Annotated in this window: 8 protein-coding genes; 2 read left to right on the forward strand and 6 right to left on the reverse strand. The window is 52.4% G+C overall.

The window, feature by feature from the left end:
- Positions 1-76: 76 nt before the first annotated feature.
- Positions 77-799 (reverse strand): sugar phosphate nucleotidyltransferase, encoded by a 723-nt coding sequence (locus R3B84_23330; protein ID MEZ6143511.1) that lies wholly within the window; start codon positions 797-799, stop codon positions 77-79.
- Between the two features lie 31 nt (positions 800-830).
- Positions 831-1,844 carry a dTDP-glucose 4,6-dehydratase gene (rfbB, locus tag R3B84_23335; protein ID MEZ6143512.1) on the reverse strand — a complete coding sequence of 338 codons (1,014 nt, stop codon included), beginning with the start codon at positions 1,842-1,844 and terminating at the stop codon, positions 831-833.
- A 210-nt stretch (positions 1,845-2,054) separates the two neighbouring features.
- Here rfbB and R3B84_23340 point away from each other — a divergent pair, with 210 nt between their 5' ends.
- Complete coding sequence (locus R3B84_23340; GenBank protein ID MEZ6143513.1) at positions 2,055-4,940, forward strand: prolyl oligopeptidase family serine peptidase; 2,886 nt, start codon at positions 2,055-2,057, stop codon at positions 4,938-4,940.
- A 48-nt stretch (positions 4,941-4,988) separates the two neighbouring features.
- On the opposite strand, the gene R3B84_23345 is transcribed toward R3B84_23340, so the two are convergent.
- The 3 genes from R3B84_23345 to R3B84_23355 form a co-directional block, all read right to left on the reverse strand.
- Entirely contained in the window at positions 4,989-6,320 is a 1,332-nt protein-coding gene (locus R3B84_23345; protein MEZ6143514.1) for a PLP-dependent aminotransferase family protein, read from the reverse strand.
- A gap of 296 nt (positions 6,321-6,616) precedes the next feature.
- Positions 6,617-7,441: a hypothetical protein gene (locus R3B84_23350; protein ID MEZ6143515.1), complete on the reverse strand. Its 825-nt coding sequence runs from the start codon at positions 7,439-7,441 to the stop codon at positions 6,617-6,619.
- Positions 7,442-7,615: 174 nt separating this feature from the next.
- Positions 7,616-8,578 carry a hypothetical protein gene (locus tag R3B84_23355; protein MEZ6143516.1) on the reverse strand — a complete coding sequence of 321 codons (963 nt, stop codon included), beginning with the start codon at positions 8,576-8,578 and terminating at the stop codon, positions 7,616-7,618.
- Between the two features lie 223 nt (positions 8,579-8,801).
- Between R3B84_23355 and R3B84_23360 the strand changes: the two genes are divergently transcribed.
- Positions 8,802-9,776, forward strand: coding sequence for a DUF1559 domain-containing protein (locus tag R3B84_23360; GenBank protein ID MEZ6143517.1), 975 nt, complete (start codon positions 8,802-8,804; stop codon positions 9,774-9,776).
- Positions 9,777-9,913: 137 nt separating this feature from the next.
- On the opposite strand, the gene R3B84_23365 is transcribed toward R3B84_23360, so the two are convergent.
- Positions 9,914-15,545, reverse strand: a 5,632-nt coding sequence (locus R3B84_23365) for an SdrD B-like domain-containing protein (protein ID MEZ6143518.1), incomplete at its 5' end; no start/stop codon positions are given.

Here is a 15,545-nt window from a genome sequence, read left to right on the forward strand (position 1 = left end):
TCATAGAGGCACCCAGGCCCAAAGTTTTACGCGATGTTGCCTGCCTGATTTGATCTGTAGGAAGGGAATTCCAATCTCAGAAAACCGGTGGCTTGTCTCGCACTAACTGGTTGGCATAGTCCAGCGAATCCAGCGTACCAGCATCGGTCCAGTATTCTTCAATAATCTGGTAGCCCAGGCGGCCTGCTTTCAGATAGTGATTGTTTACGTCGGTAATTTCCAGTTCCCCACGTCGGCTGGGCTTCAGTGTTTTAATTACCTCAAACACATCGGGTGGGTAAATGTAGATGCCAATGACCGCGAAATCGCTTTTCGGGTGCTGAGGCTTCTCCTCAATGGAAATCACGCGGTCGCCATCCAGTTCAGCAACTCCAAACCGGCCAGGATCGGGCACTTTCTGCAGGCCAATCCAAGCCCAGTCGGGGTGGGCATCCGATTTCTTCACAAATTCGTGCAAAGGATCGTAAAAAATGTTGTCGCCAAGAATCACCAGCGAGCGATTATCCCCACAGAATGTGGCTGCCAGGCCAAGTGCCTGAGCAATGCCCCCGGCCTCATCCTGAACACGGTATGTCAGGGCACATTGGTGTTCCCTGCCAGAACCAAGCAGTTCCACAAAATCGCCCATGTGTTCTGTACCGGAAACCAGCAGCACATCTTTGATTCCCGCACCGACGATTTTTTTCAGCGGGTAGTAAACCATGGGATAAGGCCCCACCGGCAACAGGTGCTTATTGGTTACTTTGGTCAGTTCGCCGAGGCGAGTTCCCTTGCCACCTGCTAATACAACACCACGCATTTTGCTTCATTCCTTCGGGCTGTGCCGCACATCATTTGCCTGTATCGATTCCATACTGCTTCTGGTAATATTCCTGATACGCACCAGTGCGGATTGAATTGACCCAATCCTGGTGCTCCAGATACCAGTCGACTGTCTGTTGTAGGCCTTCTTCAAAGCTGACCGTGGGCTGCCAGTTCAGTTCTGCTTCTGCTTTGCTGCAATCAATCGCGTATCGACGATCGTGCCCTGGGCGATCCTGCACATAACGGATCAGCGATTCCGGCTTGCCAAGAATTCGCAGTAACTCTTTGGTCAGTAAGAGGTTAGGCATTTCGGACTTGCCGCCGAAATTATACACTTCGCCACCTTTCCCGTGCTTCCAGGCGGCTTCAATACCCAGGCAGTGGTCGTTCACATGAATCCAGTCACGCACCTGCATGCCATCGCCATAAACAGGCACTACTTCATCACGCAGTAAATTGCTGATAAACAGTGGGATCAGCTTTTCCGGAAACTGGTAGGGACCATAGTTATTGGAACAGCGGGTGATAATGGCATCCATCCCGAAGGTATGCACATACGACCGCACCAGCAAGTCGGCAGCAGCTTTGCTGGCAGAATACGGACTGTTCGGCGCCAGTGGGGTGGTTTCGGAAAACAAACCCGTCTCCCCCAGCGAACCGTAGACTTCATCGGTAGACACCTGAACAAAACGCCGCACCTTCGCTTTGCGGGCAGCATCCAGCAGCACCTGCGTGCCAATCACATTGGTGCGTAAAAAAGGTCCGGAATCCATAATGCTGCGGTCGACATGGCTTTCCGCGGCAAAATTAATCACAGAATCGATGTCGCCCACCAAACTCTGGACCAGGGGTGCGTCTGTTATATCTCCACGCACAAACTGGTAGCGTGCGTCGGCGTGCAGATCGGCCAGATTTTCCAGGTTGCCGGCGTAGGTCAACGCATCCAGGTTGATGATGGTGCTTTCGGGATTTCGCTTCAGGAAACCACGGATAAAGTTACTGCCGATAAAACCGCACCCACCAGTCACCAGAAGACGCATATTCCAACCATGTTCGAAATTAGGTTCAGATATAGGGGTTGTATCAATTGCGCCACGTGGGAGAAACGTTACCGCACTGGTGGGAAGCGACTTTCCAACAGATTTTGGTAATTTTTCATGAAGAAAAGCTATAAATTACCTAAATTGCCCAAATTTCAGTGATCACTCGGCATTCATACCGATTCAGAACCGATGTGCCAGGAGCATTTTGTGAGAGTATTATCATATTTGGCCATTGCTGCCATGACCTTTTGCCCCACGTTGATGTGGGCACAGGCAGCACCCACCAGTCAGAAACAGATTGAAGATCTGGAAAAGCAAATTGCCGACCTGAAAAAACGGCTGGCAGAATTAAAGGCCCCACCCACAAAGAAAACGCTGTCGCTTGCCGATGCTGATCTGTGGGAGAATGTGCTGTCGCAGGATATCGCACCCAACGGCAAATGGGTCGCTGTAGGGGTGGGCAATCAGAAGAAAAATCGCATTCTGCTGACTTCGGTGGAAACTGGCAAAGTCACCACGATTACCACCGATATTGCACGTGGTAATCCTGGCTTCAGCGAAGATTCCAACTTCTTCGTGTGCACCGCCAGCAAAGCAGGCACATCTCAGTTGATTTTTGTTGAATTAGCAAATGGAAAACAGACAATTCTCGACAATATCAGCAGTTATAAGCTGAGCAAAGGAACTCCAACATGGCTGGCGTTGCGGCCCAGCCCGAAGAAATCTGCGAGCCCACCGGCACCAGGTGCGACGGGGCCCATTGCTGCGAGTGCGGGTACCAACCGAGACTTGATTCTGCACGACTTGAAAACCGGCAAATCGATTCCGCTGGGAAATATCAGCGATTTCGAATTCAACAAGACGGGAAATCTGCTGGCAATGATTGTCACCACCGATGCCGGCGTGGGCAGTGGGGTGCAGATTTTTGATACCACCAGTGCTGCATTGACCATGCTGGAAAGCTCCTCCAGCAGTTATTCCAGCTTGAACTGGAACAAAGAAGGCACCGCACTGACGGTGATGAAGTCGTTTGAAGACAAAGAACTGAAAAATGAGAAATATTACGGCATTCTGGGGGTGAAATTCACCGGCAAACAGCCAGAAATCATCACTTTTGATCCCAAGCAGGAAAAAACCTTCCCCAAAGACATGGGACTGGTGACACAGCGACAACCACGCTGGACAGAAGACCTGCAGGGATTTGTGTTCGGCATCAAAACACAGGAAAAGAAAGAAGCAACAAAACCTGCCCCCAAAGCACCTGCGAAAACCGATAACCCACCCAAATCGACCACTGCAGCACCTGCACCGAACAATCCCAATCGCCCCGCCGTGGTGGTATGGCACTGGAAAGACTCCCGCTTACAGCCAAAGCAGGCACTCGATGCAAGTCGCGACAAAAATGAAAACTACCTGGCGTGGTATTCGCTGAAAACAAAAAAAACTGTTGCTCTTGGCTCCGAAGATGCCCCACAGGTAGGGATTACTGCTAAAGATCAGTATGCGTACGCTTCTATTACGGCACCGTATGATTTACAGGCTTCGCTGGATGGAATCTCTTACCGAAATATCGATCAGGTCGATCTTGCCACTGGCAAAAGAACAAACATTCTCACAAAGATTCGCTGGTTCTTCGGATCTTCCAACGATGGCAAAGGCTTGCTCTACTATCAGGATGGCAACTACTGGTATTATTCGTTCGCTGGCAAAAAATCGGTGAATATTACCAAGGCAAGCACCACCAGTTTTATCAATACCGAAGACGACCATAACGTTGATCGCCCACCAACCCGGTTCATGGGCTGGGCGAAAGATGGCCAATCGGTTTTCATCAGCGACAACTGGGATATCTGGCAGATTCCTGTTACAGGAGATGCTGGCACTAACCTGACAGTGAATGGTAAAAAAGATGGCATTCGCTATCAGTCGATTCTGGACCTCAATCCAGAAAGCGAAGGCATCGATCCTGCACAGCCAATCTATTTCCCATACGTGGTGCAGAAAACCAAGAAAAACGGCTACGTGCGTCGCTTACCCGGCAGCGCCACCCTCACCACGATTGTGGAAGGGGATGCCGATTTCACACGGTTGGCCAAGGCAAAAAATGCCGACCTGTTCACGTACCAGAAAACCACAGCGATTGACAGCCCGAACATTTTCCAGGTAGATGGCACGTTCAAAAACGCCAAACAACTGACTACCACCAACCCACAGCAGAAGGATTATCTGTGGATGGCTGGCACCCGCGTACTGCACTACGAAAGTTTCGACAAGAAACCGTTGCAGGCAGCGTTGTATCTGCCAGCGAACTATCAGGCGGGCAAAAAGTACCCCACTGTGGTGTACATTTATGAGAAATTGTCGGACCGCATTCACAGTTACAGCCCACCCAGCAGCAGTGCGTTCAACGTATCGATTTACACCAGTAACGGTTACGCGGTGCTGATGCCCGACATTACTTACGAAATTAACAATCCCGGTGGCTCTTCGGTGAAGTGCATTCTGGCCGCGCTCGATGCTGCAGAGAAAACCGGCGTGGTTGACCCACAGAAAATGGCATTGCACGGCCACTCGTGGGGTGGGTATCAAACCGCGTATGCGATTACCCAGACCAAACGCTTCAAAGCAGCCATTGCAGGTGCCCCACTGACCAACTTGATCAGTATGTATAGTTCCATGTACTGGAACTCCGGAATTGCCAACCAGCCGATTTTTGAAAGCAGCCAGGGCCGCTTTACCGCTGGTTATTGGGCACTGCAGGATGCCTACATCCGCAATTCACCTGTGTTCAATGCTCAGAACGTGGAAACGCCACTTTTATTACTGCACAACGATAAAGATGGTGCGGTCGACTTTACCCAGGGGGTGGAATATTTCAACACCCTGCGTCGACTGGAAAAGCCTGTGGTGATGCTGCAATACAAAGGTGAAAACCACGGTCTGGCAGTAGAATCGAACCGCAAAGACTATGCAATTCGGATGCGGGAATTCTTTGACCACCACTTACAGGGCAAATCGGCACCAGACTGGTGGAAAGAAGGTGTGCCCCACCTGAAACTGGAAGATCACCTGAAATCCCGCCCACTGAAGTAAGGAACATTACTTCGATTTATTGGCCCAGTACTTCAAGAAACAAAGATTCTACATTCCCGTACTGCAGGTGGTGGGAGAAGATTCACAAGCCTTCTTTGTCACTCGGTCATAGGCCTTTCGCAGGCGGGCAATGCCCGCTCGAATCTGATTGGGCTGTGCCGCACCAAAACTGAGGCGGATTTCATGTTTTGGCTGGCTGTTGTCGGGGGAATAATAGCAGAATTCACCCGGAATATAGATCACCCCTTCAGCGACTGCCGCATCCATGAATTCACTATTCGCCGAAGTGGGGACGTTTTCGGGTAACGTCAACCAGTTAAACATTCCCCCACATGGATTGGTCCATCGGCAACCAGCGACGTCACCAAAGTGCTGTTCCAGTGCCTCAATCAGTGCGTCCCGCTTTTCCCGATAGATCCCACGCAGGTGGGCAACATGGGCCTGGTATTTCCCAGAAATGAGAAAACGATGAATAATATTCTGGGCCAGGTGGCTGGAACCGAAGTCGTGGTTTCCTTTGATTCGCAGCAACGGCTCGGCAAAACCTTCGGGCAGCACCGCATAGCCCGTTTTGAAGCCTGGTGCACATGGTTTGGAGAAGGTTCCCGCATAGATAACATGCTGGTTATCTTTGTCGTAACTTTTCAGGCTGGGCAGGTTCTCGCCTTCGTAGACCAGTTCGCGATAGGCCGCATCTTCCAGCACAAACAGATGATGGTGCTGCCGCAAACGCACCAAAAATGCCAGCAGTTCTTCCCGACGTCGTTTCGAGAGCGTCAACCCGGTGGGGTTCTGGAAGTAATCGACACAATAGAGCAACTTGACGCGGTGCAGTTCCCCACGTTCGCGAAGTTCATCGCACAGATCTTCCAGGGCATCCACCCGCAGGCCTTCATCGTCCATTGGAACCTGTTCGACACGCACCCCATGTTCCACCAGCACGCTGTGGAACACGAAATAGGATGGCGATTCGACAATCACAATATCGCCCGGGTCCACCATCAGTTCACACAACATGTAAAGCAACTGCTGCGAACCAGTGGTAATCACCACGTTGTGCGGCTGGAAATGCTGTTCGGGCTGGTCCAGATGGTCTAACTTGCCCAGGTGCTGCACCAACTGGTCGATCAGTGGGCGATAGCCCTGAGTGGTGCCATACTGCAACGCCACCTGTGCTGCCAGCGGGTCAGCAAGCAACTCTTCCATTACGTCTTTCAGAGGTTCCACGGGTAAGGATGGGGAATCGACGAACCCGGCTGCCAGGCTGATCAGATCCTTATTTTCGAGGGCTTTTTTCATGAAAAAACTAATCGGCGAATCCGGTGTTCGCTTCGCCTTTTCAGACATCTGTTTGTTCAGCACGTGGGAGAGAGTCGTCATTGGTTTCCTTTTCAAGACAATAAAAAACCCCGGAGGTGACTCCGGGGTTTTCAGTTAACTTTCGTTGTTCCCCGGAGTCTATGAAGTACGCGCAGCGGCTGCGATGGCTACGGCAGCAGCGATAAGTACCAGATTCGCGGAGAAAATATTCAACGGACCATTCCAAAATTACGGTTTACATGCGATGACTGCACCGCGATGCTTATCATGTGGGATAGCACAGCCCAGCGAAGGTGGCAAGGGAAAAGCGAAAACTTTCCTGAAATCAATTTGCCTTTCATCCGATTTTCATGAAATCACGTTTGCTTTTCCACCCACTGCTGCAGTTTGATTTTTTTCTGGTTCGCTTTCAGGAAATCTTTCATGATTTTTTCCTGCAAGTCCGGTTTGCCAATGTCTGCTCGTTGTACAAAACCATTTTTTTCCGGCTGCGTCATCCAGAACAGGTTTTGTAAACCGGTGACGGTGCCCTGATTAAAATATGGCATTTCGGAGAGAATCGAAATGATTTTACTACTGATTTCCTGGGGCACTTCGACCTGTTTCGCATCCCCACTGCCCAGGTGCGTGCGACTGTTATACCGCGTTAACAGCACCTGAACCGCAAGTTGCTGGTCGGCAATTTGTTTCGCAGCAAGTGCTTTCGCAGGGTCTTGCAGGATTGCTGTCGCTCTCTCCACCAGTTCAAGTTCGGCCTTGTAATTCAACATTTGCTGTTCGTAATAAGGTGGGCTGCTGATCGATGGAGTGGTGAAGAAATCGCCCGAATGGTGCGGCACCAGGAAAAAGCACCCTTTCTGACCTTTTTGAAAAGCGATCTGATGAATGAGTCGCGTGGTGCCCACACGAACTTGCGTTAAACCCTTACCACCGAGCAACGTACGGTCAATTTTCACCGTCACCATCTGATAATCAAATGCTGCCTTCGGGTTTTCTTTTTGCAGTGGGTAGCTGACCAGTTTTTCTTCCACATCCACCACTTCACCAGTAATCACCATCGCAGATTCCACCACCCGCAGGTGGGCAGGATGGATCTGGATGGCAATCCGATCTGCCCATGCCACGTGGGATGAACACAGCACCCCACAGAGGATGGGGAGAAATCGTTGCAAGTATCTCATCTGGTGAACCTCGTATTATTCATTAAAGCATCGATCATTAGTTTACAGATCATCTATCCGCCAAATGCCGCCATTTTTCGCCGAATCAGCTACAAACGGGAATTGTGGGCACAGCTTCACATGAAATAAGACGATCTCGGGCAGAAAAAGTTTGAAGAATTGCCCACAAAAACCCTAATCCTGCAAACTCATCAAGCACTGTCGCAGGGCGGGGATTGTTTCTCTGTGGTCGCCCTGCACATAAAAACTTTGCCCACCATCGCTGACGGTGCGGACCAGGATTGTTTTCCAGGGTCGATAGTAATAACGTGGGTCGCTTTTTGGGGCCTGCACCCGCGTGTCGCCTTCCAGTGGGATCAAATCAAACACTGCTGTCGTCAGATTCGCAATCTGTTTTCTCTGCTGGTGGGCTACGTTGCGTGCCATGGTCAGTGCTTTCAGATAGACTTCCGGGCCCATGACCGCAGTCCCAAAGTTCAGCAGCACGCCACCTTCCAGGTGCCTGCAGCTTTCCGCAAATACCAGAAAATCTCGGTAACTCGCTTCACCCCATGCGGCACCGTTGCAGTTGGGGTGCTCGTGGATAATATCCTGCCCGATCCCCACGTGCACCGTGGCGGGAATGCCCAGGCGATAGGCGTGGGCCAGAATACTGACCTCTTTGTGGGGAAAATCGCCAGTCCAGATTGCCTTGCCGATCGCTTCCCCCGCACCCAGATCGTGCCTGATTCCGTCCTGAATGATCTCGTTCAGTTGGCCAGTTTCGCGCCAAAGGCCAAATTCGCCCGACCGCACATAACGTGCAACACTTTCCGTGGTTGCACCAATGAGAGAAAACTCATAATCGTGAATTGGCCCCGCACCATTCATTGCGATGTGGGAAATGAAACCACGTTCCATCAGATCGATCAGTTGTCGCTGCACACCGGCACGCACCACGTGGGCACCCATCATCCAGATCCGTGCCGCCCCGACCTTTTGTGCCGCACGCAGGTGCTGGGCAAGCACAGGCAACGCGGGGTCAGAAAAAGATGTAACATCTTGCAGATTCAGTAGTTGCGATAATTTTAGATCGTGGACACGTTCCCCTAATGGTCGCACGACTAACTGAAAACGATCGAATCTGGGATACGGCATGCGATTACTCCGGAACAGCCCACGGTAGATAGTTTACTGAAAGGGAAACTGCTTGAAATTTGCTTTGTACATCGATTTTGGACACACGGTGTGGTAAAAACCTTCCTGATCATGTACAATCAGGCGAAGTGGTATCGGAACATTTCAGGACGAATTCACTCCCACTACCTGTGAAAATCCTCTCATTAATGAAGGTTTGCTAAGATTTTTCTGGGAATAGTTGATGCATCATCTTTCTGACCGTGCGACACCACATGGCCGTGCGTTTACACTCATCGAATTGCTGGTGGTGATTGCGATCATTGCTATTCTGATTGGTTTACTGCTGCCCGCCATTCAGAAGGTGCGTGAAGCAGCCAACCGGACGAAGTGCCAGAACAACATGAAGCAGTTGGGGCTCGCACTGCACGGTTTTCACGATTCGAATCTGGTTTTTCCCGCGTCGGGCTGGACCACCAGCGGACCAGGGAATCCAGCGGGCAGATATCTTGGCTGGCGGGTGCTGATTCTGCCCCACATTGAACAGGAAAACCTTCAGAAGCTCTACGATTACAATGCAAACTGGTGGGAAGGCACCAATCCGGTGGCTGCCGCCGTGCCCGTAAAGGTATTTCAGTGCCCATCCGTGGGAAATCGGCTGGAAATCACCAGTGCCATTGCGAAAGCTCCCCGCCCAGCGATGACCTTCAGCAATCCGATTGCCCCCACCGATTATGAGGCGATCATGGGTGTGCAGCCATCAGCAATAAACCCCCACCTGCCCACCTCGCTGTACGATGGCAATAATCGGTTTTCGATCATGCACCGCAATTCAACGAACAATTTCGCTAGTGTGACCGATGGCACCACCCACACCATCATGGTGCTGGAATGCAGTGCCCGCCCACTGACCTATCGGCAGCGGCAAGCGACTCCCAGCATTGCTAATGATCAGGGGATTGGCTGGGCCGACAGCGAAGGCCCCTTCAGCTTCGATGGTTCCAGTGCCGACGGCACCACCGAAGGGTGTGGACCGGCAGGAGGCTGCACCTACACAATGAACAGAAAAAACGATAACGAACCCTACAGCTTCCATATCGGTGGCAGCATGGCACTCTTTGCCGATGGGCGAGTGCAGTTTTTACGCGATTCCATCCCACTGCCACTTTTTGCCACGTTATGTACCCGATCTGCTGGTGAAATAAGCAGTTTGGATTAAGCACACGTGATCTGTTATCTATCAGCAGCAGATTCGGCATACAACTTTCAGACAGATTTCAATTGGCACTATCACGTGCTTTATCATGTGGTGCCAGAGGAAATCGGTGGGCAACGTAACAAACAGATCACAGTCGATTATCGACGACGCAAGACGAACCGGGCGGCCGTGGTGCCTGTCGGTGCGGCACCGCTGGCGGGGGTAACAGAAGTCAGGAAGGTTCGCTTGGACAACGCAAGAGCCCGATATGCCGAGATGACATTAACATTCGAGAAGTTATCCACCAGTGTCACTTCACGATTGGATGCAGTAACCTGTGCAAAATTGGTGAGCACCCCACTTTGCAAGACCCGGGCTTGCACCTGCATGGTCACCATCTGACCAGCGGGCAATGTGCCAATGTTCCACTGGCCTGTCAAAGGATTGTAACTGCCAGGCGCGCTGGTGCTGGCAAATTGCAGCCCGGGAGGCAGCGGTGCAGACATCACCACGTTATTTCCGGTGGCAGGCCCCTGATTGAGCACGTTGTAAGTAATGGTGACAAATTCGCCCACGTTGACCAGTCGGCGATCAATCGTTTGTGTGAGCACCAGATTGATCTGATCCGATTCACCAAAGTTGTACCCAGTGGCGACCTGTCCGGAACGCAGCACAATGTTACTGATCACATCATTGGCACTGATAATCCCACCACGATCACCGACGGTTTCATTACTGTCGCCAAAGTTCGTGGGTTGGGTTTCACGAATGGTATAAGTACCAGGCCGCAAACCGGTAAACGAATAAGTACCGTTCGGCAGAGTTGTTGTAACCTGGGTAATGGTGGTGCCCAGGTCGGTAATGCCTGTTAAGGTGATTACAACACCATTGATTGGACCATCACCACCATCCAGCACGCCATTGGCGTTCAGATCGACATAGACACTGCCAAAAATGCTGACAGGTAATACTTCACCAAAATTGAAGCCCGTTGCAGGTCCGGTATTGGTAATCAAGTTGATATTCTGGAACTGATCGTTCAGCACCACGGTCGCAGGTGGGGTGCCATTCTGTTCCAGCCAATCCAGGAAACCTGCAGGCTGAGTTTCGGTCAGGGTATAAGTACCTGGTACTACATTGTCAAACAGGTAGTTTCCGTTGGCATCTGTCTGAACCTGAATGTTGACAGGATTGCCCTGCACCGTCGTCCCTGTGAGGGTGATTGTTGCCAGTTGAATCCCTGGTTCCAGAAAATCGCGAACACCGTTGCCATTCTGGTCTTCGTAAACACTTCCTGCGATGGATGTTAACGGGATTTCGGCAAAATTGTAGCCCGTGGCATCGATACCACCTGGCAGCACAATATTGCTGATCTGATTCGGATTCGCAAGTGTATTGGCAATCCCACCTGCGGTTCCGGGGGTATCAATCCCATCAATATTGGGTGGTGTTGTGGGCTGGGTTTCGTTGATCACATACGTCCCACCAACCAGTTCGCGGAAGATATAGTCGCCATTGGCATCGGTGGTGGTGTTCAGATTCACCGGAGCCCCGTTGGCATCGGTACCCACCAGATTCATAACTACATTAGGTATGCCTGCGTCACCAGGATCCTGCAGACCATTATTGTTGCGATCAAAGAATACCCGCCCGCTGACGCTGGAAAGTGTTTCGCCGAAGTTTACAACCGCATTGCCATTCGGTGGGGCATTGACCACAACTGTGTTTGGTGTGGAGGAACCATAGCCCGCGGGCTGCGTTTGCGTAATTGTGTATGTGCCTGCCGGGATATTCGTGAATACGTACGTCCCGTCTGGCAAAGTTGTTGTAGTGAAAGTACCTGTTGGTCCCGTGGCCGTAATCGTTACCCCACCCAACCTGCCTGGTTCAGTCGGCTCGAGGATTCCGTTCGGTGTCCGATCTACCCACACAGTTCCCGTAATGGTTGTTGTTTGATAGAAGGCAAAATCAACAGTGAGGTTGCTGAATGCATCGGGAGTCAATGGATCATTATTCGGTATTTCTCCAATGGGTTGTGCTACCGTCAGATCAACCAACGTAGTACGCACTACCCCACCAATGGTGGTACCGTTATCATCCTGGTCCGTAGTATTTGCCGATGGGTTCGGAGTGCTGGCACCTTCAAACGGTGTGGGGGCAGCAAAACCTGGATTACCCGTTGAAGAAACAAACTGGAACAACTGCCCACCTGCCGTAAAGTTGGCAGCAGCCACTTCGACAATGTAATTTGCAGGTGCCAGTCCTGTGAAGAGATATTGTCCGTTCACATCCGTGGTGGTGTTGGCGATTTCATTGACACCCGTAATATCCAGCAGACGGATGATTACACCCGGTCGGCCCACTTCACCAACATCTCGAATACCGTTATTGTTGGTATCGATGAATACCTCATTACCAATCGATGCCCCCTGGAACAGCCCGAAGTCCAGCGTGTTGTTCGTGGTGCCGGGGGTGACGGCAAACGGATTCGTCTGCACCACGCCACCAGTTCCGAGCGTGCCCACAACCACACCGTTGTCATCGTTGTCGATGCCATCGTTCGGCGTGGTGCTGGTTGGGGTGCTCGACTGGAAGCCCGCCAGTGGGTTACCCACGTTGAAGTTCGTCGCACTGATCTGCACCTGGTAGTTCCCCGCACCGAGGTTGCTGAAGCTGTACAACCCGCCGCCTGCGGTAGTGGTGGTAACCAGTGGCGTGCCGGTGCCGTCCAGCAGCACCACTTCCACGTTGTCGATCCCCACTTCACCTACATCCAGCAGGCCGTTGTTGTTCAGATCGTTGAAAATCGTGTTCCCGATCGTCGATGGCAGGAAAACGCCCATGTCCGCTGCCAGATTCGACTGATTGTCTGGCGTGGTGGGGTCGTTATTGGGGTTTTCACCCGTCGGTTCGGTGTTATCCAGCACCACCGCCACGGTGCGGATCACCCCGCCAGCACCGAGGGTGCCCGTGATCGTGCCGTTGTCGTCGCCATCCACATTACTGGTGTTGGCGTTCGCACCTGGTTCGAATGGTCCCGTCAGCGAACCATTCAAGCCGGTGCTGCTGGTGAAGCCCGCCAGCGGATTCCCCACGTTGAAGTTCGGTGCGGAGATTTCAATCACATAACTGCCCGCTGCCAGCCCACTGAACAGGTACAGCCCCTGTGCATTCGTCGTTGTGGTCTGCAGAGCGGTGGTACCCGCTGCATCGTACAGAATCACTTCGACCTCATTGATCCCCAACTCACCCACGTCCTGAATGCCATTGTTGTTCAGATCGTTAAAGATGGCATTACCCAGCGACTGCGTGCGGTATACCCCAAAATCGACTGCCAGGTTCGACCGATCATCCGGTGTGGTGGGGTCGTTGTTCGGAGTTTCACCTGTCGGCTGCACACCCTGGAGCAGGAAAGTGGGTGTTTCAATGAAGCCACCCGAACCCAGCGTGCCGGTGGTAGTACCATTATCATCGTTGTCGACGTTGCTGGTACCAGGTACTGGCGTCCCCGCACCTTCAAAGGCGTTCGCTGCACCCGTGCTGGAGCGGTAACCCACCAACGCACCGGCAAGGTTAAAGTTTGCCGCACTCAACCGAACGCGGTATTCCGCTGGTGCCAGCCCGGTAAACAGGTACTGGCCGTTTGCATCGGTTGTTGTGGTCGCAATCCCGGTGCCCGTGCCATTGAGCAGTACCACTTCGACGCCACTGATGCCGTTTTCACCGACATCCTGCACACCGTTGTTGTTCACATCGTCGAATACCAGGTTCCCTATCGACAGAGCGCCGAACAGCCCGAAGTCCAGCGTGTTGTTCGTGGTGCCGGGGGTGACTGCAAACGGATTCGTCTGCACCACGCCACCAGTTCCGAGCGTACCCACAACCACACCGTTGTCATCGTTGTCGATGCCATCGTTCGGCGTGGTGCTGGTTGTGGTGCTCGACTGGAAGCCCGCCAGTGGGTTGCCCACGTTGAAGTTCGTGGCACTGATCTGCACCTGGTAGTTACCTGCACCAAGGTTACTGAAGCTGTACAGCCCGCCGCCAGCGGTTGTGGTCGTGACCAGTGGCGTGCCCGTGCCGTCCAGCAGCACCACTTCCACGTTGTCGATGCCCACTTCACTCACATCCAGCAGGCCGTTGTTGTTCAGATCGTTGAAAATCGTGTTACCGATCGTCGATGGCAGGAAAACACCCATGTCCGCTGCCAGATTCGACTGATTGTCTGGCGTGGTGGGGTCGTTATTGGGATTTTCACCCGTCGGTTCGGTGTTATCCAGTACCACCGCCACGGTGCGGATCACCCCGCCGGCACCGAGGGTGCCCACGATCGTACCGTTGTCGTCGCCATCCACATTACTGGTGTTCGCGTTCGCACCTGGTTCGAATGGTCCCGTCAGCGAACCATTCAGGCCGGTGCTGCTGGTGAAATTCTCTAACACATTACCAGCATTGAAGTTCGGTGCAGAAACCTCGATCACATAACTGCCCGCAGCCAGCCCACTGAACAGGTACAGCCCCTGGGCATTCGTCGTCGTGGTCTGCAGAGCGGTGGTGCCTGCAGCATCGTACAGGATCACTTCTACCTCATTGATCCCCACTTCACCCACATCCTGAAGGCCGTTGTTGTTCAGATCGTTAAAAATGGAGTTGCCGACGGAAGTTCCCAGAAACAGGCCTGCATCGATCGTACCGTTGATTTCGCCATCAGCCAGTGTGATCGTGTTCGTTCTTCCTGTGGTAGCACTGGCGTCACTATCATTGGCAGGTGTCGCACCGACTGCAATAGTGTTCTGAGGGGACCGTTGATAAGTGAGTGTACCATCCGTATTCCCAAACGCTAACTGGTAGTTTCCTGCAACGAGACCGTTAAAGCTGTATGCTCCCCCACCGGCAGTGGTGGTTTGAGCAATCACCTGATCATCAAGGGTATTGAACACACCATCGAGGCCTGCTTGAAGCAGACTGACCTGCACACCGTCCAGACCAGGTTCACCACCTTGCTGAATGCCATCACCATTCAGGTCGTTCCACACAAAGTCGCCGATGCTGGCCGTCCCACGGTAGCCGAAATCCTGCAACAGATTGGTCTGTCCGGGTGCTAATGTCAGGGCAGACTGATTCGGGGTGATGAATGGCCCGTTGAGAGGATCATCGTTGTCGAATGTCTGCACCGTAAAACCCGCGGGTGGGGTGACGGTTACTCGATACGGACTATTCGGCAGATTTGCCGGTAAACCAGTCAGTTGGTAGGTGCCACTGGCATTGGTGGTTGTGGTAAAGACGATCTGGTCACCTGTATCGCCAGCGTCGCCAGGGAATAGCCCATCCGCACCTGCAAAGGTAACTGTGACGACAGCGTTGGCAATTCCAGGTTCAAAAATACTGGGGCCGTTTTCACGAATGCCATTGCCATTGACATCATACCACACGGTGTCACCGATCGTGGCGTTGCCCTGGTAGCCAAAATCCACATTCAGCAGATTCTGGCCAATATTCAGGAACACCTGAGGCTGGGCATTGGGATCGAGCACTGCATCGTTAATGGAATCAGTCAGATTGACGTTGGCTGGTACTCCGCCCGACCCACCTGTGGCAGAAACCTGCACCGAATAATTCCCACTGGGAAGATTGCCAAACAGATAATTCGGCTGGCTTGCCAATGCCGGGTTCGTGGTAGTGACGGTGCCGATAGTGATATCGTTGCCATTGCCGATCGTGTCGCTGTTGAATCCACCCCAAACCAGGGTAACCTGAACACCGGGCAGGTTGGGATCACCAGTATCCTGC

Source organism: Zavarzinella sp. (assembly GCA_041399155.1).
Classification (GTDB): Bacteria; Planctomycetota; Planctomycetia; order Gemmatales; family Gemmataceae; genus JAWKTI01.

What these genes read in the sequence shown, in the direction of transcription:
- R3B84_23330 (MEZ6143511.1), bottom strand. Translation starts at nt 799, where the DNA reads ATGCGTGGTGTTGTATTAGCAGGTGGCAAGGGAACTCGCCTCGGCGAA.
- rfbB (MEZ6143512.1), bottom strand. Translation starts at nt 1,844, where the DNA reads ATGCGTCTTCTGGTGACTGGTGGGTGCGGTTTTATCGGCAGTAACTTT.
- R3B84_23345 (MEZ6143514.1), bottom strand. Translation starts at nt 6,320, where the DNA reads ATGACGACTCTCTCCCACGTGCTGAACAAACAGATGTCTGAAAAGGCG.
- R3B84_23350 (MEZ6143515.1), bottom strand. Translation starts at nt 7,441, where the DNA reads ATGAGATACTTGCAACGATTTCTCCCCATCCTCTGTGGGGTGCTGTGT.
- R3B84_23355 (MEZ6143516.1), bottom strand. Translation starts at nt 8,578, where the DNA reads ATGCCGTATCCCAGATTCGATCGTTTTCAGTTAGTCGTGCGACCATTA.
- R3B84_23360 (MEZ6143517.1), top strand. Translation starts at nt 8,802, where the DNA reads ATGCATCATCTTTCTGACCGTGCGACACCACATGGCCGTGCGTTTACA.